Here is a 22,686-nt window from a genome sequence, read left to right as displayed (position 1 = left end):
TCCTTACCGCTTTTTGATATCCTATTGGAGTCTGTAATACTGCACAATTGCTCGGTACGTCAGATATGTAACTGCGTCCTCGATTCCAACCGCAAACCATGATTTCGTTGGCATCATCGCTCTTGCAAAGACTGTCGATTATCCTTTGACTTCGAGTATTGATCGGATAACAGTTTTCTACCCAAAGAATCCGCCTAGTTTTTTGCATTTTCGATCATCGCCTTACAGATTCTGTCGCTTGCATAACCGTCGCCAAATGGACTGCAATCGACTAGCTCCAGAGGGCGACCGCCAACTGCAGCATTCCATGCTGCATCCATTGCAGACCTAAGTCGTTCCGGATTTGTCCCGACTAGAATGGCACTTCCCGCGGTCACAGCTTCTGGCCGTTCAGTTGTTTCACGAATAACTAGTGTACGTTTCCGAAAATAAGGTGCCTCCTCCTGCACGCCTCCTGAGTCCGTTATTAGAAAGGCTGAGTGCTTTAACAGTGCACAAAACTCAAGATACCCTTGTGCTTCAATGAGCCGCACCCGATCCTGCCCCTCTAATACCTCTAGCACTATTTGCCTTACCGCAGGATTCTTATGAAGTGGCAAGACCAGCACTGCAGTTCGATTCGCGATTAAGAATTCCCTGACCGTACGAAGCACGTTCCGCATTGGAACGCCGATGTTCTCACGGCGGTGGGTTGTCAGCAAGATGTACTTAACGCCCTGTAGACCGATTTCGAAGATTGCTTTTTCCATTGACGTGCTGTGATTCTCGTCTACCCATCTCAGTGCATCAATTACGGTATTGCCGGTAACAACGACTGCAGTCGGGTCGACATTTTCGCGAAGTAAATTGCTTTCTGCGTGAGCAGTTGGAGCAAAATGGATAGTGGCGATCGAGGAAATTATTTTCCGGTTTATTTCCTCTGGAAACGGCGAGTATCGGTCAAATGTCCTTAAACCTGCTTCCACGTGACCGACCGGAAGTTTATGGTAAAACGCCGATAAGGCGGCGGCAAACGCAGTTGTAGTATCGCCCTGAACAATTACAGAGGCATACCGCCTGCTCTCAAATAACTCGCCGAGCACAGTCAATGCTCGTGCTGTCAGGCTACTCAGTGATTGCCCCTCACGCATCACATCCAGAGTGATGTCGGGAGGAGTATTGAAAAGTTTCAGCACTGGCTCAGTTAATTCATGGTGCTGCCCTGAATGTACGAGATCGACGGAGACGCCGAGCTCTTTAAAACGAATATAAATGGGAAGAACTTTAATTGCTTCCGGGCGTGTCCCGAAAATTACGCAGATTCGCATGCCGGTACTCCTACTCCCATAAATTGCGATATTTGCTTACTTAACTCTACCTATTTGAGAACGTGTTAATTGTCACTATCGCTTTAACGAGTGCTATTTACACCATATACTTACGCATATTTGGCATCACCGCTTAGCTGACACTCAAGCCATCCATTCGTTCATGTGGTGTATAATCGCGTTCTAAATGCAAAGTTCTCATTACGTGCACTCTGCTCCCGCGATAACAGAATTCCGCTGACCTCTCCATTCTTCGCCATCCAATGCCGAGCCTCCCGGTGTCGCTTACCACACCTCCAACCATCTGCATGGCGCTCTACTCCTTCGATTTCGGCGGATCAGAGCGTCTCGGTCTCCAATTGTCTAAGCACTACCTCAACAATGGATTTCGCGTCGTATGCTGCGCGACTCGGCGGGGCCGGGGACCCTTAATGCGACAGTTTGAAGATCTAGGAATCCCTTGCTTGGCGTTAGATCTCGAATCGTTGAGCCGGATTGGCAGATTGCGTGGCAAATCGAACCTGAGGAGTTGGTTATCAAGACACGAAGTTATTTGCGTCCACGCCCAGCATATGTGCGTGCTTTCAGACGTGCATAAAGCTAGCCACGCTGCGGGTGTAAAGGTGCAAATCGTCACGGAGCATACAGCAGAACCAATCCTAAATGACAGGCGATATGCGAGTGTTACTGCTAGGATGGCCTATAGAGCAAATGCTATTACCGCCATTAACGAAGTGATTAGAGACGCCATCGCAAGCGCAAGTTCACTACCAAAGGTGCGTGTACGTGTAATTGAAAACGGCATAGATTTAGCCCGGTTTGTCGGCCAAAGCAAGGCGGGACGTGATTGCTGCGAAGTCATTTGGCTAGGTCGACTACACCCTGATAAGGACATCCTGAACGCTCTTCGGGCGTTTCGCGAAGTCACTCTTTCGAACCCCAAAGTCTACTTGAATGTCGTCGGCGACGGTGAAGACAGAGGCAAAGCTGAAGAATATGTTCGAGAGCACGGATTAGGAAACAATGTTCGATTTTCGGGGGCACTGGCGGATCCCAGCATTGCACTACAGACGGCAGACATTTTTCTGCTATCATCGGCCACAGAAGGCACGCCCCTTGCGATGCTCGAAGCATTAAGTTGTGGGCTACCCGTCGTAGCCACTGCGGTGGGCGGGATTCCCGATGTCATTTCTGGTGACGTAGGCATTATCGTGCCACCTTCTGATGCATCAGCCTTGGCATGTGGAATACTGTCTTTGGCAGAGAGTTCTGAACTTCGCATTAGAATGGGCCAAAGCGCCAGGCAGCTTGCGGAGTGCAGATTTTCTGAGCTAAAGATGGCCGCGGCTTATATTGAACTAATTGAGAATCAAATAAGCGCCATTATCTGAATGTTCAGGTAGCGTCTATCAACATGCGCACATTGGATTAGCCCTGCTTGGAAGGCTCGTCCGGACCTGCGTAGCAGCGTAGGAGTTACGGACGAGGCGGTTTACTCGACCGCCTCGGTGATCTCCTCTCGGTTCTGTTCGATCAGTCGTTCCATATCGAGGTACTTGCGCGTCCCCCACTTGGTTCCGGCCACATGCCGCAGCCGGGCCGCAACCAGCATAAGCGCGCTGTTGCCATCGGGGAACGCGCCGACCACCCGGGTTCGTCGTCTGATCTCACGCATGATCCGCTCCAACGGATTGTTGGTCCGAATCCTGATCCAGTGTTCGCGGGGATAGGCCATGTAGCTTAAGGTTTCGATCAACCCCTACTCGACGATCTTGGCCGCTTGAGAAAGCTTCATCTCCCGGAGCATCACGACGACCTCCGCCCCCCTTCTTCAGCGCCGCCTGGCGATCCTCCTGCGCGTGGATCGCCTTGAGCATGGCCATTGCCTCCGGACGCTTCGATCGAGGAACCGACGAACCGACGTTCCGCTGCCAATGAACCATGCACCGCTGCCAATCAGCCTCCGGATAAAACTCGCCGAGCGCCTCGACCAGACCGAGGCACTTATCGCTGGTGACGAGGCGAAATCCTTGCAGCCCGCGCTCCTTGAGGTGACGGAGGGAGGTTCCGCCAACTCGCGGTGTCCTCCTTGATCCCTTCGACGACGCGGAGGCGCCTGTCGAAGGCCGTCTTGGTCCACGCCGATCGCCACCATCACGGCGGCGTTCTTCACTTCGCCGCCCTAACTCCGCTTCAGCCAGTTCCCGTCACGCGACACGTAGGCAAACTCGCCTTCGATCGGCCGGCTCCGACGCGCCTCGACTCGCTCGTACAGTTGCTGATTCAACTGGCTGAAGGTGCTGGGCGACCGGCCAGCACCAAATCGACCAGCTCAGCGCGATCCCCGGCGGTGAGATTACTACTTTTGATACCAACGGTACATCGCCGCGCAATGATCAATAGTCCGTCATATTCTAGCAGCAGGCCACGTACGTGCGTCGTTGACGAACACCTGCTTGATGCGAGCCGGCAACGAACTCGCCGTGCTGTAGTGACCGGGCGCACGACCCTTAGCATGGCTTCATCAGTCCGGCGCCTCAGAACAAGGCGCGACCGCAAAGACAATCTCTTTGAGGCTTTCATGGAGGTGGGCTGCACAATGATCTGCTGGTACCTTCTCACTCGGGCCTATTTAGGACTCTCTAATTAGCATTTCTCTCCGCCGCCAGTGGACTTACAATTCGCGCCGGATTGCCCGCGACAATACAATCTGGTGGAACGTCTTTAGTGACGACGGAACACGCTGCGACTATAGATCGATCGCCGATTGTGACGCCCTTCAGAATAACTGCCCGTGAACCTATCCACACGTCGTTGCCGATTCGGACGGCTCGCGCGGAACCACTTAAGATGGGAACGCCGTTAGCACGATCATCGGCATCCTTCGGATGGCCATCGTAGTCGCGAATAATCACATCGCCAGCAATCAGGCAACGCCGCCCAACCTCTATAGATCTGGCAACGAAAATTGAGCATTTACTCCCTATAAAAGAATCGTCCCCAATAGATAGAGTGGGGCGGTCGAGAACTCTGTTGCAGAATCCTATATTAGATTTTCCGGAGAGAGCCACTCCGTCGCCAATGTCGATATCTCCCACTCCCTGAAGGAACACGAGCTTGTCGACAACCACCCTCGACCCAACTTTGCGGCACTGACTCTTAAAGAGTGGCTCATACCAAAAGATGCGGAGTAGTGTGAGGATCAATGTCCTCACTAAGACGTGTAGCCGATACAAGCCCGCGAACAATGGCTTAGTGACCGGTGTGACTGGAACGTGGACTCGCAAAATTGCCTTTGCAATCCGTTTGACGACGGTCCAGAAAGGACCTTCATCCCGACGAATTTTCACACTGATGTCTTGCAACAATGACATCACTCACTCCGAGAGGTCAACCTACCGTTAAATTCTTAGAGCCTGCTCTAGCTTTACCTAATTGTAGGACGGCTGTTAGCGCTCCCAGCGTTTCGCAGCGTCACAAACCTTCCGACCGATCTGCTTAGGATTGTCACGACCCCCGTCGTTTCGTGGTCACTCAAGGTTTCCATCTCGGGCCAAACTGCCGCTTCAAACCTTCGCAACACGTGGATTGGACATTCAACTGCCGTGTGTACCTCAGATCCTTACGCGCCCTTAGAAGAAGTTACTCAGCGTCCCACAACATTCCCAACAACCGACAACACATCTCGCTAAGGGTACCGATAACACCTCTAGCTACCCTTAAGTTCTAAGTTGCGTGCAAATACCCCCATTCCAGCATCTGCCTGCCACAAATAGCCTCCATCCGGTCAATATCACAATCTGTTATCAGCGGCGAATTGCGCCAAGTGCCTGAACCCGCAGGCGAATAGTCCCGGGTACTGGAGTGGGTGGCCTGCCTGTCTGCTAAGCGCTTTGCGATATCCATTTTGAAAGGTAGATTCAGTTGCTTTGCCAGCAACTCCGCCGTTAACAACTTGTTCCTGCAGAACTCTTCGTACTTGACATATGTGACTTGTTTTAAATCTGCACTCCGATCGAGATAAATTGACCAGCGGTGGGCCAACCTCTCAATTGGATGCGATGTCTCAATCCCAAGCCATCGCTCCTTTATCCAAGGTATGTTTTCAATGTCTTGACGTGACGTTACTTTGAAAGTTCTAATCGCGGACGCTAACACGTCCCGTGGATCTCTCACGACGTAAATACTATTTGCATTGGGAAACGCGGCCTGATACTCAGGTAGAATCGAAGCAAAGCCCGGCACCTTCAAATAGTCGAATAACTGCAATCGGGGGTAATCGGTAACGCGGTACTTTCCTTGATATATCGACATATAGGCATCCCACACCCAGTTTTCCTCCGATTCATCAAGGAACCGTCCTCCGCCGCCCCCGAGAAGCATTTGTGCGACTATAGTCGTACCTGACGATTCGCAGCCTACGACAAGTGTTTGGTGTTTGGGGCAAGGCCACGCGTCGGCCCACGAGATTGCAAGGCCACGGACGTGATCGAAAGCGCGCATCGTCTTTTCACGAAGATGTCTTTTGACCCCCCTGAACAAACGGCTGCCACGTATGTTTTTTGAAGCGCTTATGTAAACAGTCCTAGAACAATTAGTTACTCAAGTGATCTTGCTGGTCAGCAACAGTCATTTCTAATTTGCATTCAGTGTGAGCCTCTAACGAAACCCGTAGTCCATTAGCCTTGGGCAATGATAATGGGCTTTGAATGTCTCGAGATCGTGTGGCGCACTAAATCGCGGGATCTCAAAACGATTGCATTTTTGCAATTTCTCGACCCCTGTACAAAATGAAAAGGCCAGATCATATCCAGCATCTCTTGCCAACCTTGTAGTTGTACTGTTGTAGTGTCGAATGCCGCCTACCGGAAATGCCAACGAGCGAATTGGAACTCCTAACTTGTTTTCCAAGCACGACTTTGAGCCAAAGATTTCGTCGCTTTGCTCTCTCTCCCCCAAGGTAGCGAGCACCCGATGGCTGCAAGTATGAGAGCCAATGGTCACGCCAGCCCCGGCTGCAGTCCTTACCTGATCCCAAGTCATTAGCTCACTACTCATTTCGTTGACCGTCGGCGGAGGTGAGTCCGCCCGCTCGGCAATCTCATCGATCAATGTCTTGGTTGAGTCTGTCGGGTTATGCTTCATTATCGATTGCAGGTAGCGGATAGCACTTCCCGTATCGTTTCCAAATCGAATCTTCTCGCCGCGTAGTTCGATTGTTGGCTTGGAGGAATTTTTGACGATAAATGCAATTTGATCCCACCAACCGACCTTTCGTTCCTCGAGCAGTGTGTAAGGAACAAATAGGATAGACGGAAGGCCCATTTGCCTTAATACTGGCAGAGCCAACTCATAATTATCGACGTATGCATCGTCAAACGTGACCATGCCGAAAGGCCCATCACCGGGCGGTTCGCCAGACATCGCGGCAATTAGATCGGATTCACTAAGAACCGTTGTGTACTTACTAAGGAACTCAAGCTGCCGCCTGAACTCGGTCACACTTGGCCCAAATACCTCGTCGTCGAACTTGGAAGAGGGAGAACCGTCGTCCTTCTTAATCCGGTGGTAAGTTAGCACAAACAACAACTCTCGGTTAGCGAAGCGGCTAATAAAACGGCCTCCAAGATGCATGTAAATGTTCGCTAACAGCAGTCTTTTGTTCATTCTAAATAGACCCTCTCCATCGAATCCCGCCGTGTTCAGCTATCGCAAATACACCTGATGACACCTCATGCTATCGGTGCCGAGATTCTCGTTGTCGAGCCTCACACCGCGCACGAGTCGCCATGCAGCGGCGGTAAATCTTGAATCCGCTGCAATGGTGGAGCGGCGAAGCCTGCTAAACACTGCTTTCTTAACTCTGCTCGTCGATGCGTTTAGCACTTCGAGCAGTGGCCCAAGTGCCGTTGCACAACCCTGCCGTCTCGACGCTTCCGAGATAGCCTGCCGGTCATGAGCCATACGCAATGATGCGCTTCCAAACCGAATGAGCCGGCTCATATACGAACCTTGCTCGCTCCTCGCGGTTGAGGCCAATTAGCAACGATAAAGGAAACGACAATATCACCGTAATAACGCAACCAACTATAAAACTGGCAACGGATGTCACATTCCAAGAGTTGAAAGCGATAAACAAGCTGCAGCTTAATGCCACACCCAACAGGATTGGCCGCGGCAGGGTAGATCGCAGATACAACATCCAAGACACTTTTAAGTAACGGCACGTAAAGAAAGGAAGCCATAATGCACGAACAATCAACGCCGACAGCAACGCTCCGAATGCTACGCCAGCCAGCCCGTACCGATAACCAAGAATTACTGCAAATGCGATATGAAGCGCGGCATCCACACACTCTGCAAATGCGAGTCGCTTAATTTGAAGTACTCCTCGCAACACTTGAACAGAAACGCTCGAACAACTCCTCAGAACCAACGTGGCAAGGTGAATTCTGAAAATAGATGCGACTGAACTTATGCCATCACCCATGCCCAATCGTTCACCAATCCAAAGACGATAAAAGTCACTCGCCCAATAGTTGGCTGCAGCACCGACTACACTTGTAATCAAAAGGACGCACAGACACCCTTTAACGAACACGCTTTGCAACGCTTTGTAATTTCCCTTAACGTGATGATCGACTAGTGCGGGAAAAAACACCTGAGAAGTAGGAAGGATTAATCTCTCAAGGTGAATAGCGAGACTTAGCGCGAGCGAATAGCGCGCAATTCCCGCTACTGGCAGCAGCACCCCAATAATAACTGCATCCAAGAAATAGTAGACCGATTGCCCTAACGCGACAAAAAAGTCCCACTTCCCATACGAGAATATCTCCGCAAATGTCTCCCAGCCAACATACTTTCGCGAAATCGCCAGCTCAGGAATTTGCCACCGTGAGAGGTACCACCGGATTAATGACTCCATAAAACCGCCGGCAGCCCACGCAACGCTAACGCCGATCAGTTCATAGCCTGCCATTAACGCACAATATGTCATAACCCCACTAAGGATTCGCCCCGCGACGGAAACCACACCTATGAGATCGAATCTTGCCGTTGCAACAAACACTGCCGAGTAAACAAACAACGGCAACTGCAATCCGACAGCAGCCCCTGTGATCGCGATGCACCAAAAGGCATCGTCTTTAAGGTCCGGGGGAATCCTGAATATTGTGTTGGCGACTAACCCCAGAAATAAACTTACTGCTATGACTGCGAGGCCAACCAAAGCAAGCACATAAACCGAGGTGGAAGCCACCCTATTCAGACTCGGATAATCTTTAACCGCATAATAGCGAGTCAAGTACTGAGCAACGCCTCCGTGAAAGCCCGCAGCCAGCAGGCCATAGTATCCTGTAAATGCGGATGTCAGAACCCATACGCCGTAACGAGCTTCCCCGAGTTGCTTTAAGACAAATGGAGTCAGCACCAATATCACGACAGATTGAACTGCAAATACGACCCAATGGCTAAAGATATTACGAATAATCATTGAATGCTATTGATAATTAGCCGCTGTGGGAGTCTGCGTCAGGTAGTTTGTTGACCGACCTATCATCCGCCTCTTTACCTCCCATGGCTATGCGGCGATACTGACGCCCTAGGGCGTCGTCCCAGAATTCGCCGACACACATCCGAAAACCCTGACAATTCAGCTTCAAATTCAATTTCGCTTATGCTTTCCGCATCTAGAAACCTTCGCAACGCAAAGCGAGGAGTCTGCGAGCCGTTCAATCCTGGCTCGCAGGTAGTTGCGCTTTTAACTCCCAACTGCTCCAACCATTTCCATTGCAAGGGAGAAAACACGCCACTCGGATAGCACATGTGATCAAGCGGGCCATCCACCAACTGTTCCAATGCAGCACGATTATCCTTAATCTCCTGAGTTACACATTCCCTATCGGGTGGAAAGCGATGCCTATGGGTATGCAATTGTATATCGACACCTCGCTTGCTGAGATCCCGAATCTCATTGAAATTCATCAACGACAGCCCCCGATACATGGCCAGTTGCTCGAAACTCATCCCAAGCCGGCTGCCAAGCTCTCGTCCTAACAAAACTCTTTCGCTTTCATTCAATGCGGATTCGGCATGAAGAATCAGTTCCCACATGCAACTTGTCTTTCGATCTACATCCTTAAGATCGAGCAATCCCGGGGTAACTCCGGGCAGACCATCTAACACCAATTCGCTACGAGTAGACTTCAGAAACATGTACTGGATCGCAAGTCTGAAAACAGGTGTAGTCTTGATTACATAGTATGTAGTGACATAAATGGTCGAAGGAAGAGGGCACTCTTCGTACAGGGCAGACCAATGTTTATAGTTTCCATAAAATCCGTCGTCATAGGTAAGAACGGTGGCGCATGATGGCAGAGTCCCGCTATTGAGCCTTTGAAGTGCCTCGCGCAATGGTAAAACTGGATAGCTGTTCCGCGTGAGGATTTTTAGCCTATTGCGAACGGTTTCAGGCCTCATAAACAGGCCTGGCATGTGCACGTGCTCGTCATCAAGAGAAATGCCATGATAGGCCAATATTCGAAGCTGATCCGCAGTTACCAAACGAGCAATGGCGAATAGCCCCAAGCTTCTGCAAACATAAAGAATCGCTCTCCTGATGTTCTTTCGATTCACCGGATCAAACTCCACCTACGCCGTCTGCCCGACAGTGTGCGTTGATACAATTAGCCTTCATAAGAGAAGTCGCTCGTCTTTACTACTTGTTTCGATACCTCGTTATTTACCGTTACCGAGATGTAGACTTTTTTCGAGCCCGGTACCTTCAGCGTGTCGTGCGACATAGCTTGAGGCGATCGTCGATATAATCCGCGCCCTGTTGCTGGCGGTAATCACAAAGGTCATAGAAGAAACCAATAGGTCATCTAACCACGAAGCGAGCAACTACACTCACCACCGCACTAAGACACGGCAACAGACGTACGTCAGCGCGATAAATCCACACGCCACGACGAATAGCCTAAAAATAAGACTACCTTCAATAACGGTTGTTTCGTGAGCTTCTCGACCGCTGTAACAAAAGGTTGCAACCGTACTCAATGACAATATCAAGTAGGTATGAGTTCCATACAAATGGTTTAGAGTCATCAGGGACGCTGAATAGGCAGCAGTCAACGTTGGGATGGTATAAGTCAATGGATCGAAGTTCGGCTCAGCTGCTGCATCTTGGCTCCTGCATATCTCAACCACTCGATAGGATGACGCAATCGCAAAGTATAAGGCCCCTACAAAGAGCGCTCCACCAACGAATCCCAACTCCGCAAACGCTTGTAAGAATGAGTTGTGACACGCCATGCCGTTGTGATTGACAAACTCACCAGGGCCAATGCCCAAAATGGGGTTTTGTAGAAAAAGCGTCAGCGCAATCGACCAAAATTGCATGCGACTTTGGCCAGTACCAGTCTGAATCGCACTAACATCAGTCATGCGGTCAGTTGCGACCATCGCCACCATTATAGGCAGCAGAAGCGCCCCCCATTTGAGGCCCTTCGTTCCCCATCGAAGATAGACGTATGTAACAAGACCCGTGATCAGGGCCACTAAGCTGCCACGCGAATTGCAGAGTTGTATTGCGTAGAGCGAAACAATGGCAAATGTAATGCATAGCCAGCGCAGGATCCTTGATTTGGAATCTAAGGCGGTAGATAAGAAGATTAACACGGCAACGACGAGGAGGGCCGCCGTATCATTCGCGTCAAAGTTCGCTCCCCCTACCGCTTGAGCGCGCAAAATCCCACCTTCGTTAACCGCGCTCCCCCCGAACATTCCCGTATGATGATCCAGCACCATCAACAGCCCGATGCCAAAAATCGATACTGCCGTTCCTACGACCGTCGTACTCAGTCGCTGGGGAGAATCGACCAGCGCGAGAACAAGAAAATACAGCACCCAGGCTTTTGCAAAGTCTGATATTACGTCAGGGGAACTTCCGTTCGCCAATCCTGAAAGAGTTACCAGGACCAGCAGGCCATTCACACAAACGGAAACGGGTGTTCTTGCGGCGGACGTCGCTTGAACTCGAAACAGGAATTCCCCTACTGAAAGCGCTAGGCAGACGAGAATCGCAACCTGAAATATCGGCAAACCGGCCAGGGCGGGCATCCAATCTCCCGGCCGATTAAATAGCAGCACAATGCACAACAGCAGAAGCGGAAACGCCATCTCGACCCCGAAGCAGTTTCCACCTATGTCAATTTAAGCTTGCGGACAGTGGGCTTCACCTTACGCGCTGAAGCAAACTGATTTTGCCACTGTCATGCGTGCAGCCGATTCACCGAGGCCGTCGGGGAGGACCGCTTTTGGGCTTGGCCTTTGGCGAGGGTCGATCGGCGCCATTCCAAGCCGAAGCTTCGGTACGGGCGGACCAAGAATCGCTGGTAGCCCCAGCGTGAGCGACTTCGCGGGGCGCCTCCACCGGGCGAATCTGGTGCGACGCGATCGGCGAGCTGGCCGGCGTAATCTCGATTTCTCTGGACACGTCAGGCATGTTCACTCGACGATGAACTCCGAATAAGCGAACGGCGCGTCCATGCCGGACGCCCAGCATGCGTAGTGCCGTGCAGGCCAAAATCCTTAAGTCGAGCGCCGCATTTGCGGTGGCGACGTATTCCCGATCAAGTGCCACCTTCGGAATGACGCAATCGGCGGAAACGTCCGCCGACAGATTGATTTGAGCCAGTCCGGTCACCCCAGGAAGAACGTGCATCCGTTCGCAAAAGCCAGGCACGTACTCATCGAGTCGGTGCTTCGCAATAATCTCGGGGCGTTCAGGCCGCGGTCCGACCAGACACATCTCGCCACGCATCACGTTTACCAGCTGGGGAAGCTCATCGAGGTGCAGAAACCGAAGCACGCGCCCGACGGGCGTCACCCGCGCGTCACGTTTCGTGCACAACACGGCGCCCGACTCCGCCTCCGCGTCGCAGGTCATCGTGCGCAGCTTGAGAATCTCAAATGGTTGACCATCTTTGCCGAGCCGCGTTTGCCGGTAGATCGCCGGGCCGCGCGAGGTCAGCCGCACGAGCAGCCCGCAGACAAGGATCAGCGGCGTAAAGAAGATTAGTAGCAAGCAGCCCAGCAGGCGCATCCAAGGGGCTTTGCGCTCAAAATACGGAGTCGCGGTAACCGGCCGACCAAAAGGGTCGGCGGTCCCAATCGGCCGGCGAGCCGCTGGGAGGTCGATGAAGTTATTCACAGATGGTGTCCTATCGGGGATGAGCTCTGTCTCGCAGGCCAACTCAGGTGCGGGAGGGCAAACGATACTGAGTTGCGACAAACTGTTCCAAGGGCGCCTCGACCATGCGCCGTGGCAGCGGTCGCGAGTCGACATTATACTTCGGTTTGCCGCAATTTCGAAGCATGTAACTGCCAAAACTGTCCAGTTCATCAGAAATGCGTATAGCGCACAATCTCTTGCGCAAGACGATGAAAACGCTGCTTGCACTCATTCTTAATTAGGGATGCCGGCGGCTCCCTCGGGCCATGCGGCTTGTAAAAATTCCTCAAGAAACTTTTGTCCCACATCCGCATCGCCGGCCTTGGCGCCAGCGGCCACAGGGGCTGCCAACTGCAGCTTGTACAGGTAGGGCGCCGCCGCAAACTCATAGCGGGGCGACTCAGACGCTTCCCAATCGTCGCCACGACTCCAGGCATAGTAGACGCGCAGCCCGTCGGCAAGCACGTTTGGGGAGGTGAAGTCGAGCGTCCAGAAGCTGTCGCTTTTTCCTGGAGCATCACCAAAATTGTGGCGACTGCGCTCGCCTGCTTGTTGGAAGGCGCGGCTCGAAAAGCAGATTTCTGGAGTATGGACCGACGTCGGGCCGGGTGGCCCGACGATGATCGCCAGGCTGACCCCCTGCCTTGTTTTTTGGTTGATATAGCGGCGATTGACGTGCCCCGCGCACTCAAGCATGTTGCGCGTTGCCTCGTCGAAGGGGAGGTCTTCCGCCAGCGACCAATCGCCGAACTGACGCGGCAAATGCTCCAGTTTGGCGGACGCTGCCACCATATCGGGCGGCGGGCCCCAGCGCTGCGAATAGTTGCCGTACCACGCGCCCCCGATCACCACCAGCAGAAGCGCGGCGGCTACGGGCACAAGCGCGCTCACGACGCCACGCGCGGGCTTGGATTTGACGAGTTTGTCGTTCATAGTTTCTCGGCTGAGGTCGACGACGGAATGGCCGACTGCTTCTCCAGCGCTTCCAACAGGGCTCGATCGTCGTCCGTCAGGACGAACTTCTCGATCCCAAAGTTTTTCGCTTCGGCGAGCATGGCCTGGGCGTCCTGCCGGCGCTCGGCGAGCTGGTAAGCAGCCGCGAGGTGAAGGTAGTAGCGGGCGTCAGCAGCCCCGCCGGCGGTCGCCTCTTCGAGGCACTGAATCGCCTGCGGCGCTTGGCCCAGCTTCAGGTGGATGGTGCCCTGCGTATCGAGAAGGGTCGGTTGTCGTCCGGATAAGGCCACGGCGCGCTCAATCAATTCAAGCGCCTCGGCCCGCTGGTTGGGTCGCTCTGCGAGCAGCGTCGCCAGATTGTTCAGCGCGAGCTCGTCAGTGGGGTTGATCGCGAGGATCCGCCGAAAGATGTCAATCGCCGCGTCGTAGTCACGTCGGCTGGCGCGCATCACGGCAGCCGCCTGCAGCAGTTGTAAATTCGCGTCCTGCTTGGAGATCGCCGCTTCGAGCGCTGCATCAGCCCCTGAAAACTCCTCCGCCTTCTCGCCTTCGGGCACGGTCATCACCGCTGCCAGCATCAACGCCAGCTCCGTGGAGAGTGGTCCGGCCGCCGCTTCGAGACAGAAATTCGCCGCGTCGCTCCGCCGGCCCTGATCCGCCAGCGATTGAATCACTAGCATATTGGCGCGAGGCGTCACCGCCGCCAGCTTGCGGTACCAGGCTTCCGCCTCCGCATGGGCGCCGACGAGGCCGTACAATCGGCCAATAGCCAGCAGTCGACTGGATTCCTCGGCCGGGGTCGCCCCTGCCGGCAGGCTAGCGGCAAACTCGGCAATCAGGCCGCGCGCCTTAGTCTCATCGCCGCGGGCGATGGCCAGTCTGGCAGCGAACGAAACCGCCAAGGCGTCGATGCCGTCATCGTCCTTCACATGAAGGCGACGGAGTCTTTCGATATTGGCCTCTGCTTCCGCCAGCAGCGCCTGCTGCTGTTCGCTGAGCGCCGCGACCTGGGCGCCGCTTGTGCTATTCGGCGATCCGTTTCGCAACGAAAAATCAATCGCCTGAGCAATTTGGTCCGCCGTCGTACCGCTCTCGTCGATAATCTCGCGAAACTGCTCCGCGGCGGCGGCGATTAACGCTGTGTCGCCGCTCAGCGCCGCTTCGCGTTCCAACGTCTGTGCCAGTAAGCGGCGCGTGACGATCGCGTCGCCTGTGCTCTCGCCGGCAATCTGCTGCTCGAGAATTTCCCGCGCCTTTTGGCAGTTGGCAATGCGCTCGGCGCGCGTGCGCCCTTTCTGCGAAAGCAGCAGGGCCCGCAGACGATTGTCCGCGCCCGCTCCTTCAGATGCGCTAAGTTCGCTCAAAATCTGCGTGGCACGGGTCCAGTCAGCCTCTTCGCCGGTTGAGGCCAGCAGCATCGCTAGCGCACGACGAGCCTCGACGTTCAATGGGTCAGCTTGGAGCACCTTCTCGTACTGGGCCCGAGCGGCCACCGGGCTGCCTTTAGCCAGGATCCGCGCCAGCCCCAATAGGGTATCGGCGTCACCAGGTTCTTCGACGATTGCTAGTTCGTACTGCCGCTGTGCCGCTGCCAGGTCTCCCAATAGTTCATGGCCTCTGGCGGCGGCGACCAGCCGTTTCTTCGTGGGGATGCCGGAACTCTGTGACAACGACTCGAGCGCCGACCGCGCCTCTTCGGGACGGTTCGCACTTACTAGGGCGGCAATGAGACCGCTCCAGACTTGGTCGTCCGCCGGGAACTGCTTGGCCGCCGCTTGGAGGACTTCGATCGCTTGGTCAGCGTCTCCAGATCGCAGGAGCAGGCGGGCCAAGAAAAGGCGTTTGGAAACGTCTTGCGGAGATTTCTCGATGCGCTTCTGCGCCGCCTCAATCGCCGCCGCGGCGCGGTCTTGTTTGACGGCCATCTCGACGATCGCCGCATCGACGTTCGATGCGGAGTACGCGTCTGTCGCCAGTAACGTAAGATATTTGTCAGCGTCATCGGGGCGTTCGAACTTGTACAGCAAGGTCGCTAAATGCTCCAAGGTCGCCGCGCGACGGTCGCCCAAGTCGACCGCGAGTTGGTAATCCGCGAGCGCTTGACGCTCGCCTCCCTCGGTCGCTTCGGCGAGTTGTGCCGCCAGGCTCACCACGGGATACCAGCGGGGGCGCTCCAAGCGAATGCTGGCGACGAGTTTCTTGAGCGCTTCCTTCTCTTCAAAGTGCTCTTCTTTTTCTTCAGCGTTCAGTCGCTGGTATTCCAGAAGTAACCGGCTCGCCCGCCAGTACGGTAGCAGCGCCGCGTTGGGATCCGCGGCCGCCAGTTTTTCCTCCCATCTCGCGGCAGTCGGTAGGTCGCCCGAAGAGAGGGCAATCTGGATGCCCATCTCAAGCGCGCCAGTATCGGCGGGATCGGCTTCAATGAGGGACGAGATCAGCTGCTTTGCTGCCGCCGACTGCCCGCCGAGCATCAGCGTCTCGACGCGCAGGCGATCAAGCCGTCGACGTTCCGCAGGGCTAGCCTCCGCGCTGGCTGACGCCAGTCGTTTCTCGGCCGCCTTGTAGTCTCCCGACTCGGCAAGGAGCGCCGCCTCAAGCGCCACCTGCTCGGCGGCCGGCGGGCCGAGCGCCTGATGCTTTTGCAGGGCCCGGGCGAGATCGTCGCCGAGCTTGAGGCGACTGTAAAGCTGGGCGGCGCTCTTCCAAAACCGCACCTCGCTGGCAAACCTTGCTTCACCCTCGCGGACCGTCTTCGCCGCCCCTCCATCGTTGCCGCTGGCCAGCAAGTAGTTGGCCTCGCAAAACAACAGTTCCCACGACGCGTCCGCATGAGGTTTGGCCGCCTTCAAGGCGCTCTGGAACTCACTCCAATTGCGCTCCTCCTTCTGAAGGGCCAGTTGCTGAGCCAGATGAGCTTGGACGCGGCGCAACGGCAGTTCCACGCCTTGGCCCGCGTCCTCCGAAATGCCATCCAGGACGGCCACCGCATCTGCCGGACTTCCCGACTTGAGCAGCGCGTCAGCCGCAGCCGAAGTCACCGCCGGGTCGTTGGGGCGGGCACGCAGAAGCACGCGGCTATACTCTGCGGCCTTGTCCCACTGGCCGCTTTGCCCGTGAATCGCTGCCAGCAGCTGGGTCGCTTGCACCCACGCGGGGGTCTGCCCATTAACGCTGGCGGCCTCTTCCGACAGATAAATGCTCCGCAGCTTCGTCGCCGCGGCGGCCAGGGCCTGACGTCCCAGGTCGAGGCGAGCGTGGGCAAGCTTGAGCCGATTCTCCAGCGGCAAACGCTGGTTTTGTTCAAGTTGGGCAAGGATCGTGGGACTTTGCGCGTCGAGTTCGCGCAGGGTCTCGGCAGCCTGATCCCATTGGGAGGCAAGCAGCTGCAAATTCACTAACCGAAGGTTCAACTCAATGCTGTTGCCGGTCGGTTTCCGTCCCTTTTGCAACAGGTCGGCGGCCTGATCGGCGCGACCGGTCTGTGCCAAGACATCCGCCAGCAACGCGTACGCACGTTCGTCGCTCGGCGCCAGTTTTATCACGCGGCGCAAATGCTCTTCCGCTGGTTTGAGTTCAGCCGATTCCTTGGCTTTAGTAAGCGTCGAGATCGCCGAGAGATACAAGACCTCAATGTTGTTTGGCGCGATCGCGATCGCTCGTTCCAAGTCCTCGTTCCCTCCGGGGAGTTGGTGTTGAAAGCGGTAGCGGCAGCGAGCGAGGCGCGCGTCGACGTCGTCAGGCTTTAGCTCAACCAGGCGATCCATGATCTCGTCGGCGCGGGTCGGCGGATTTAGATCAGCCAGCGCCGGATCACTGCCGAACTGTCGCAGCGCGGCGGCGCCTTCATTGGCCAACTCAACGTCGTCAGGCAGTTCGTCGGCGACCGCGAGCAACTCATTGACCGCGTCGCCGATCTTCACGTCCGGATCGAAGCCAACGAGCCTAATTTTTGCGAGCGCGACGGTTTTGCGGCTCCGCGGTAGCAGCGCGTCGTCTTTGAAGTCTTTCAGTTCCGCAATGGCTTGCTTGAACGAGCCGAGCTTTAACAAATTCTCGGCCAGCTGTAGTCGCAGCGCCGGCTGTTCCGCTTCGGAAGATTGGCCGAGCACGCGGTACAACAGCGCGTTGACGCGCATTAAGCGCTCCGGGGTCTGCTCGCCATGCGCGTAGGCGTCGGTCATGCGAGCTAGGGCGTCTCCATCGCTCGGTTTGATGAGGAGATAGCGCTGATAGTATCTTGTCGCGTCATCCCACTCTTGCTCCTTCTCCAACTCGGCGGCGCGCTCCAGCAAAGCACCGGCCGTCTGTTCGTAGGCGGATCGATAGCGCCAATACGCCAGCGGAACCGCGACGCATGCTAAGGCCACCGTCACCCCTGCCAAGCGCCAATTAACGCTATAGCTGCGTTTGGGGTCATGCGCTGAAGAGTTGGACATGTTTGGCATAGATGAGATGCGTTCCGCACGGGTGAACTGTAGATGCCGCTAAAGAGGAACCCGCCGTCGAGGTTAGCGGTGCGCGCCGTAGGCCCCGTAGTTGTAGACGTAATGGCTTGGCGAGACGCCGCTAAGCACAGCGCCAGCCACGTTTGCCCCAGTGGCGTGCAGCCGTTCGACCGCCACGCGCACCTGTTTGGCGCGGCTTACGTCGGCCAGCGAACAGACCACCGTCAAGTCGGCGGCCTTCGCGAAGACAAGCGATTCGCTGGCGGCGAGGATTGGGGGGGTGTCGATGATGATAGTATTGAACTTCTCGCGCAAGCCTTTAAGCACGCCCTCAATCTTCACCCCTTCAAAAATGTGGTGCGGGCTGCCGCGCAACTTGCCGGCGGGCAAGACAAATGCCTCCGTTTCCCCGACGCGATGGATCACCTCGCGCAGCGTTGCCCGGCCGCTCAAAAGTTCCGCCAATCCCGGCCCCGCCGGTGTGCCCAACAGTCTGGCGATGTCCGGGGATCTGAGGTCAGCATCGATCAGCAGCGTCGGCTGTTTTGAAGACTCGGCAATGCTCATCGCCAGCGCCGTCGCCAAACTCGACTTCCCCTCGCCGCTGGCGGCGCTGCAGATCGCCACCACTTTGCGTTCGCCTGGGACGCCAAGATGCTCAGTCAATAAGAGCTGAGTCCGCAAACTGTCGATCGACTCGGCAAAGACGAACATCTCTTTGCTTGGAGGGCCCGCGATGACAGGCGCCGCGCCGACTCGCCGCCGAGGAAAGCGGGCGACCTCGCCGATCACGGGCAGGAGCGACTCCTTCGTCAGTTGATCAGTCGACGAAATCCGCCGCAGCAGCGCTTCGTAGGCGACGGCAAGTCCCAGTGGCGCCAGCATCGAAGCTAAACACGCCACCAGCAAATACTTATAGGGGATGGGTTCGAGGGCCATCGAGGGCGGCTCAGCCACCTGCATTAGAAACACCCGCTCGGGCGCGCGCTGTTCCGTTTGCAAGGCCAGCTTTCGCGCCGCGATCAACTCGAAGACGCTCTCCTCACGCTCAAGTTCGCTCTTCTTGAATTCCAGTTCAGCGCTCTGTGCGCCTCCCGATTCGCGTTCCTTCACATGGGCAGCGAGCTTTTCGCTCAGGAGCTTGCGTTTCATGATCCAGGCGGCCAGTTCCTGCTCCTTGGCGGCCAGGAGCTTGCGTTGTTCACCTTCTTGATCAGCGCGCCGGGCCGCCAGCGACTCTGCGCGGGCCGTCGCCTTCAATTGCTCGAGGGCCGCATTGGCTTCCTTCGCCGCTGCCTCAAGGCTCAGATACTCGGGATCACTGCTCCAGCTATCACCAATCTTCGTGCGTGATTTAACTTTGATGGCGGACATTTGGTCCTGGAGCTGTTCGATTTCTTCTTCAAGGCGGCGGACGTCCGGGCGGTTAGCAACTTCAAGCGTCAATATTCCCGAGACACTCCCTTGGTCGTCTGAAGCAATGGGTCTTTTGATCGCTTCCAATTCAGCTCGCGCGATCTCAGCGCCAACCTCGGCTTCGACAATCCCTTGGTGAAACGATCCGGCCGCCGTAATTGCCCCGACGTCGGTGACGAGGCCTGGCTGAAAGGGATCTGTCCCGGTCAGCTTGCGGGCAAGCGCGATGACCTCTTTTCGCAAGAGCTCGACCCGCATACTGCGGTCCGCGCTTTCTTTTTCCAGCTCGCTGATCACGAGTTTTGACCGATCGGTCTCCTTCTCCCGATTTTTTTCGAGATAGGTCATCACCACTGCATTGACGACCGTAGCGGCGTCGTCAGGCGATCGACTATGAAACGCGACTTCGAACAGCTCCGATTTTCCAACCTGAGAAACTGAGAGATTACGCTTCAAATAATCGACCGGATCCGCTTGTTCTTTGACCTCCGCCAATTCGCCTAATTTTGGCAACTTTTGTCCGTTCTTCGTTTGCGGACTCCAGTCGAGCGCAGGCCCCAAAACGACGGGGCCTCGAAGCAGTTCGATCTGCGTTTGCACGTAGCGATCGTCAGTTGCGCTCACTTTATCTTGCGCAAACGCAATGAACGTCGGTTGCGCTTCGATTTTGATCAGGGCCGACGCCCGGTACTTCGGGACATACAACAAGAGGACAATGGCGGCAGCGGCAGCGGCGAGCACGAGGCCCAGTGGAATTACCACTGGCCAGCGACCGCGCAAAACCTTCAGCACCAACGCGGGCGTGATGCCCTGCATGGCAGCCGCAGCGTCGCTGCCGCCGGCGGGCGTCATGTTGGCGAGCGCCGGCGCGCGGCTTTGGGTCGGTCGGACTACGAGATTCGTCGGCTCGCGAGTTGGCTCAGGAGGCAGGTTCACCGTAGGCTCTCAATCTCAGCGGATGACTCGTGGTGAAAACTCAAGTAATTGAAGTTCAAGTGCTGCCGCTCTGGCGGCGGAACAGCTCCGCCGTCGGCGACACCTGTTCCACGACGGGAAACAATTTGTCGACGTAAATCAGGACCATCCAGAAAATCAGTGCCGCGAACGGGATCATCACAAACCCTGCGACATCGTGGCTGAACTTCTGGCCCGCGTCGTTAGAAACCCACTGATACAGCAGCCCCGTCACGACGATGCGTGTCACGTTGGCAAGGATCGCCACCGGCAACACCGACATCAGCACGATCCCCTTCTGCCACCAGCTCCAGCGGGAAAACAGCGCAAACGCAAACGCCAGGGCGAAGATGCCGATGAAAATCCGCATCCCGGAGCAGGCCTCCTCGACGAAGAGGGTATGACTGCCCAGCAAAATCACGTTTCCCTCGGCGATCGCGGGCTGTCCGAGCATCACCAGCGCCATCGTGCTGAGTTTGGTGGCGAGCGCCTGCAGTGGGACGCTGAGCCAGCGTTCGGCCGAGTAGGGAATCGGGACCATAAACCACAGGAAAGCGATGGCCGGCGCACTCCAGCGCAGCGCTGCCCCCCCACACAGGAGCCAGACGACGCCGGCGATCGTCAGTGGCAACGTCCAGCCGTCCAGCGGCACTAAATAGTAGCGCCCCGCGAGCACCCGCACCGCGACGACGCCCAGGAGAAACAGCGCGCCCCAGATCGAAGGACCAAGTTTGTCTAAGGGCAACGAGGCGCGCCTCGTCCAGAGGAACAGGGCGGCCAGCGGAGCCACCAGATAGCCGTGCGAGTAATCGGGCTGAGTCTCCCACGCGTGAACCATGGCCGAGAGCGTGGGCCAATAGGCCCAGCCAATCGCGGCGAGGAGCGCCGCACTGCCAAGAAGAAGCGTCGAATTCATGCCACGGGCAGACTGCGGCGAGCTCGGCTGCGCCGTGACTGGCTGGCTGGTTACGTTGGACGCCATGGTGTCCGAGGTGTCCGGGGTGACTTAATCAAAAGGTGAGTTGGCTGGCCGACACGGCCGCATCGGGCTCGGCCGCTTAGCGACTCTGCCGCGCGGACTCCGTCCCCGTCATTTGCGCCGACGGCGAAATGATACCATATTGTTCGTTATCCAATTCACTTGATCGCACGACCAGATCGGCCTCAACGGCGGCGCTTGTCGCGCCGCAGCCCGCGACTCAATTGCCAGAAGTCATTATGGACAAAAGACGATGACCATCAATGCTTCCAGCCAGACTTGCCGCAGTCTTGCCGATAAGGGTATCCGATTGGAGGGTCTGCCGCGTCCGCGGCGAATCACAGGGCTACCTGCAACGTCCCTGTTCCTGGCGGGGCGATCTCCGAAGTTAGGCCGCATCGTCATCGAGCGACCGTCACGAGAACACGCAGCGAGTTGTCGGAACGGCTAGTACGGTTCCACAAAGCGGTGATCAATCTCTACAGACACGCCTCCCAGCAACTCGCTGATCTTGATGAACAATCGCGTTTTCCCGCATCTTTGGACGACCACGCCGCACGTGTCGAGTAGCGCGCCGGCGATGACGCGGACGTTTCTGCCGGGCGGAAATCGCTCTTCGACACGCAGCGGTATGTTCTTTTCGACCAATTCTGCGAGAACCCGCAATTGACAACTCAAACTCAGTGTATCTGCGACAGGATGGATTGCAACGATGCGGTTGGTTTGAAGGACGCTCAGGCGGGCCTCGGCAAGGCCGCGGAAGAATAAGTAGCTTGGAAAGAGCGGCGCCCAGGTGAGGCGGACGCGTCCCCGCGTCATAGCCCGGTGCGGTGCGGCCGGCAGGAAGTGCGAGATCTCAAGCGATCGCAGCTGATGGGCGAGCTGCTTCTCCTGACGCGGCTTGGTATGGACGAGCCACCAGGGGGCCTCGTCGAGCGACACCGGCAGCGGTTGGGCAGCGTCCACCAGTTCCGTGCTCGTCGAGTTCGCGAGACGCATTTCCACGTCTTCCAAGAGAGCCGTCGGGAATAAATAGGGATTTTTCTCGGCTGAGAAAGTTGCGGCGGCCGCCGGCGTCGCGACGGACGTGACGGATCGCTGGAGCGAACGTGGGGCGGTCAGCGTCAACATCGTGGACATTCACCGGAACTACGCCGACGCTCCAAATTAAGTTCGTTTCAATGGCCGTATTGACCTAAGTCGACGACATCCTCGTAAAATAGTGCAGAGCGGTCTGCGCGATTTCGAGAATGTGGTCGGGGCTTCGTCGACGATTCGCTACACTGCTTCCAACCGCCGTTCAAGCGGACGCATACTTTGGCCAGCAACAGTGGAACCCCGACAGCTGCCGGGGCGATCGCTGCAGGACGCAGCGGCGGGTATGAAGCGGTGTCCACA

At 56.1% G+C, this 22,686-nt stretch carries 13 protein-coding genes and 3 pseudogenes; 1 reads left to right on the top strand and 15 read right to left on the bottom strand.

The genetic code is table 11. From position 1 onward, the window contains the following. Positions 1-194: 194 nt before the first annotated feature. The gene (gene wecB, locus I41_RS12165; protein ID WP_145432946.1) at positions 195-1,307 is read right to left on the bottom strand and encodes a non-hydrolyzing UDP-N-acetylglucosamine 2-epimerase; all 1,113 of its coding nucleotides are present in this window, start codon (positions 1,305-1,307) and stop codon (positions 195-197) included. Between the two features lie 263 nt (positions 1,308-1,570). Here wecB and I41_RS12160 point away from each other — a divergent pair, with 263 nt between their 5' ends. Further along, the gene (locus I41_RS12160) at positions 1,571-2,698 is read left to right on the top strand and encodes a glycosyltransferase (protein ID WP_145432945.1); all 1,128 of its coding nucleotides are present in this window, start codon (positions 1,571-1,573) and stop codon (positions 2,696-2,698) included. Positions 2,699-2,799: 101 nt separating this feature from the next. On the opposite strand, the pseudogene I41_RS28765 reads toward I41_RS12160, so the two are convergent. The 14 genes and pseudogenes from I41_RS28765 to nusG form a co-directional block, all read right to left on the bottom strand. Next, positions 2,800-3,630 (bottom strand): annotated as a pseudogene (locus I41_RS28765) (IS256 family transposase); the annotation flags it as partial. 352 nt (positions 3,631-3,982) lie between these two features. Then, a pseudogene (locus I41_RS28560) lies at positions 3,983-4,129 on the bottom strand (DapH/DapD/GlmU-related protein); the annotation flags it as partial. Positions 4,130-4,225: 96 nt separating this feature from the next. Then, positions 4,226-4,681, bottom strand: a pseudogene (locus tag I41_RS28555) (hypothetical protein); the annotation flags it as partial. A gap of 352 nt (positions 4,682-5,033) precedes the next feature. Continuing rightward, entirely contained in the window at positions 5,034-5,810 is a 777-nt protein-coding gene (locus I41_RS12135) for a sulfotransferase (protein WP_145432941.1), read from the bottom strand. Between the two features lie 156 nt (positions 5,811-5,966). Then, positions 5,967-6,974 carry a polysaccharide deacetylase family protein gene (locus I41_RS12130; RefSeq protein ID WP_145432940.1) on the bottom strand — a complete coding sequence of 336 codons (1,008 nt, stop codon included), beginning with the start codon at positions 6,972-6,974 and terminating at the stop codon, positions 5,967-5,969. Positions 6,975-7,260: 286 nt separating this feature from the next. Further along, positions 7,261-8,799: a lipopolysaccharide biosynthesis protein gene (locus I41_RS12125; protein WP_145432939.1), complete on the bottom strand. Its 1,539-nt coding sequence runs from the start codon at positions 8,797-8,799 to the stop codon at positions 7,261-7,263. A gap of 74 nt (positions 8,800-8,873) precedes the next feature. Beyond that, entirely contained in the window at positions 8,874-9,941 is a 1,068-nt protein-coding gene (locus I41_RS12120) for a polysaccharide deacetylase family protein (RefSeq protein ID WP_145432938.1), read from the bottom strand. 273 nt (positions 9,942-10,214) lie between these two features. After that, on the bottom strand, positions 10,215-11,486 hold the full coding sequence (locus I41_RS12115; RefSeq protein ID WP_145432937.1) for an O-antigen ligase family protein: 1,272 nt from the start codon (positions 11,484-11,486) through the stop codon (positions 10,215-10,217). 109 nt (positions 11,487-11,595) lie between these two features. Beyond that, positions 11,596-12,519: a sugar transferase gene (locus I41_RS12110; RefSeq protein WP_210421178.1), complete on the bottom strand. Its 924-nt coding sequence runs from the start codon at positions 12,517-12,519 to the stop codon at positions 11,596-11,598. Between the two features lie 255 nt (positions 12,520-12,774). Next, positions 12,775-13,473 (bottom strand): exosortase-associated EpsI family protein, encoded by a 699-nt coding sequence (locus I41_RS12105; protein WP_145432935.1) that lies wholly within the window; start codon positions 13,471-13,473, stop codon positions 12,775-12,777. Further along, complete coding sequence (locus I41_RS12100) at positions 13,470-17,930, bottom strand: tetratricopeptide repeat protein (RefSeq protein WP_168206844.1); 4,461 nt, start codon at positions 17,928-17,930, stop codon at positions 13,470-13,472. The genes I41_RS12105 and I41_RS12100 overlap by 4 nt, the downstream gene beginning before the upstream one ends. 72 nt (positions 17,931-18,002) lie before the next feature. Then, positions 18,003-20,291: a polysaccharide biosynthesis tyrosine autokinase gene (locus tag I41_RS12095; protein ID WP_145432933.1), complete on the bottom strand. Its 2,289-nt coding sequence runs from the start codon at positions 20,289-20,291 to the stop codon at positions 18,003-18,005. A 55-nt stretch (positions 20,292-20,346) separates the two neighbouring features. Then, positions 20,347-21,291: an exosortase/archaeosortase family protein gene (locus I41_RS12090; RefSeq protein ID WP_145432932.1), complete on the bottom strand. Its 945-nt coding sequence runs from the start codon at positions 21,289-21,291 to the stop codon at positions 20,347-20,349. A gap of 444 nt (positions 21,292-21,735) precedes the next feature. Further along, complete coding sequence (gene nusG, locus I41_RS12085) at positions 21,736-22,428, bottom strand: transcription termination/antitermination protein NusG (protein WP_145432931.1); 693 nt, start codon at positions 22,426-22,428, stop codon at positions 21,736-21,738. Between the last annotated feature and the right edge of the window lie 258 nt (positions 22,429-22,686).

This window comes from Lacipirellula limnantheis, from assembly GCF_007746075.1.
GTDB lineage: Bacteria > Planctomycetota > Planctomycetia > Pirellulales > Lacipirellulaceae > Lacipirellula > Lacipirellula limnantheis.
The sequence above is the reverse complement of the archived record's forward strand: the minus strand, read 5'-3'. Positions and strand labels throughout refer to the sequence as shown.

Bases quoted from the DNA above. Each gene is read 5' to 3' on its own strand.
- I41_RS12160 (WP_145432945.1), top strand. From the start codon at position 1,571: ATGCCGAGCCTCCCGGTGTCGCTTACCACACCTCCAACCATCTGCATG.
- I41_RS12130 (WP_145432940.1), bottom strand. From the start codon at position 6,974: ATGAACAAAAGACTGCTGTTAGCGAACATTTACATGCATCTTGGAGGC.
- I41_RS12115 (WP_145432937.1), bottom strand. From the start codon at position 11,486: ATGGCGTTTCCGCTTCTGCTGTTGTGCATTGTGCTGCTATTTAATCGG.
- I41_RS12105 (WP_145432935.1), bottom strand. From the start codon at position 13,473: ATGAACGACAAACTCGTCAAATCCAAGCCCGCGCGTGGCGTCGTGAGC.
- I41_RS12100 (WP_168206844.1), bottom strand. From the start codon at position 17,930: ATGTCCAACTCTTCAGCGCATGACCCCAAACGCAGCTATAGCGTTAAT.
- I41_RS12090 (WP_145432932.1), bottom strand. From the start codon at position 21,291: ATGGCGTCCAACGTAACCAGCCAGCCAGTCACGGCGCAGCCGAGCTCG.
- wecB (WP_145432946.1), bottom strand. From the start codon at position 1,307: ATGCGAATCTGCGTAATTTTCGGGACACGCCCGGAAGCAATTAAAGTT.
- nusG (WP_145432931.1), bottom strand. From the start codon at position 22,428: ATGTCCACGATGTTGACGCTGACCGCCCCACGTTCGCTCCAGCGATCC.
- I41_RS12125 (WP_145432939.1), bottom strand. From the start codon at position 8,799: ATGATTATTCGTAATATCTTTAGCCATTGGGTCGTATTTGCAGTTCAA.
- I41_RS12135 (WP_145432941.1), bottom strand. From the start codon at position 5,810: ATGCGCGCTTTCGATCACGTCCGTGGCCTTGCAATCTCGTGGGCCGAC.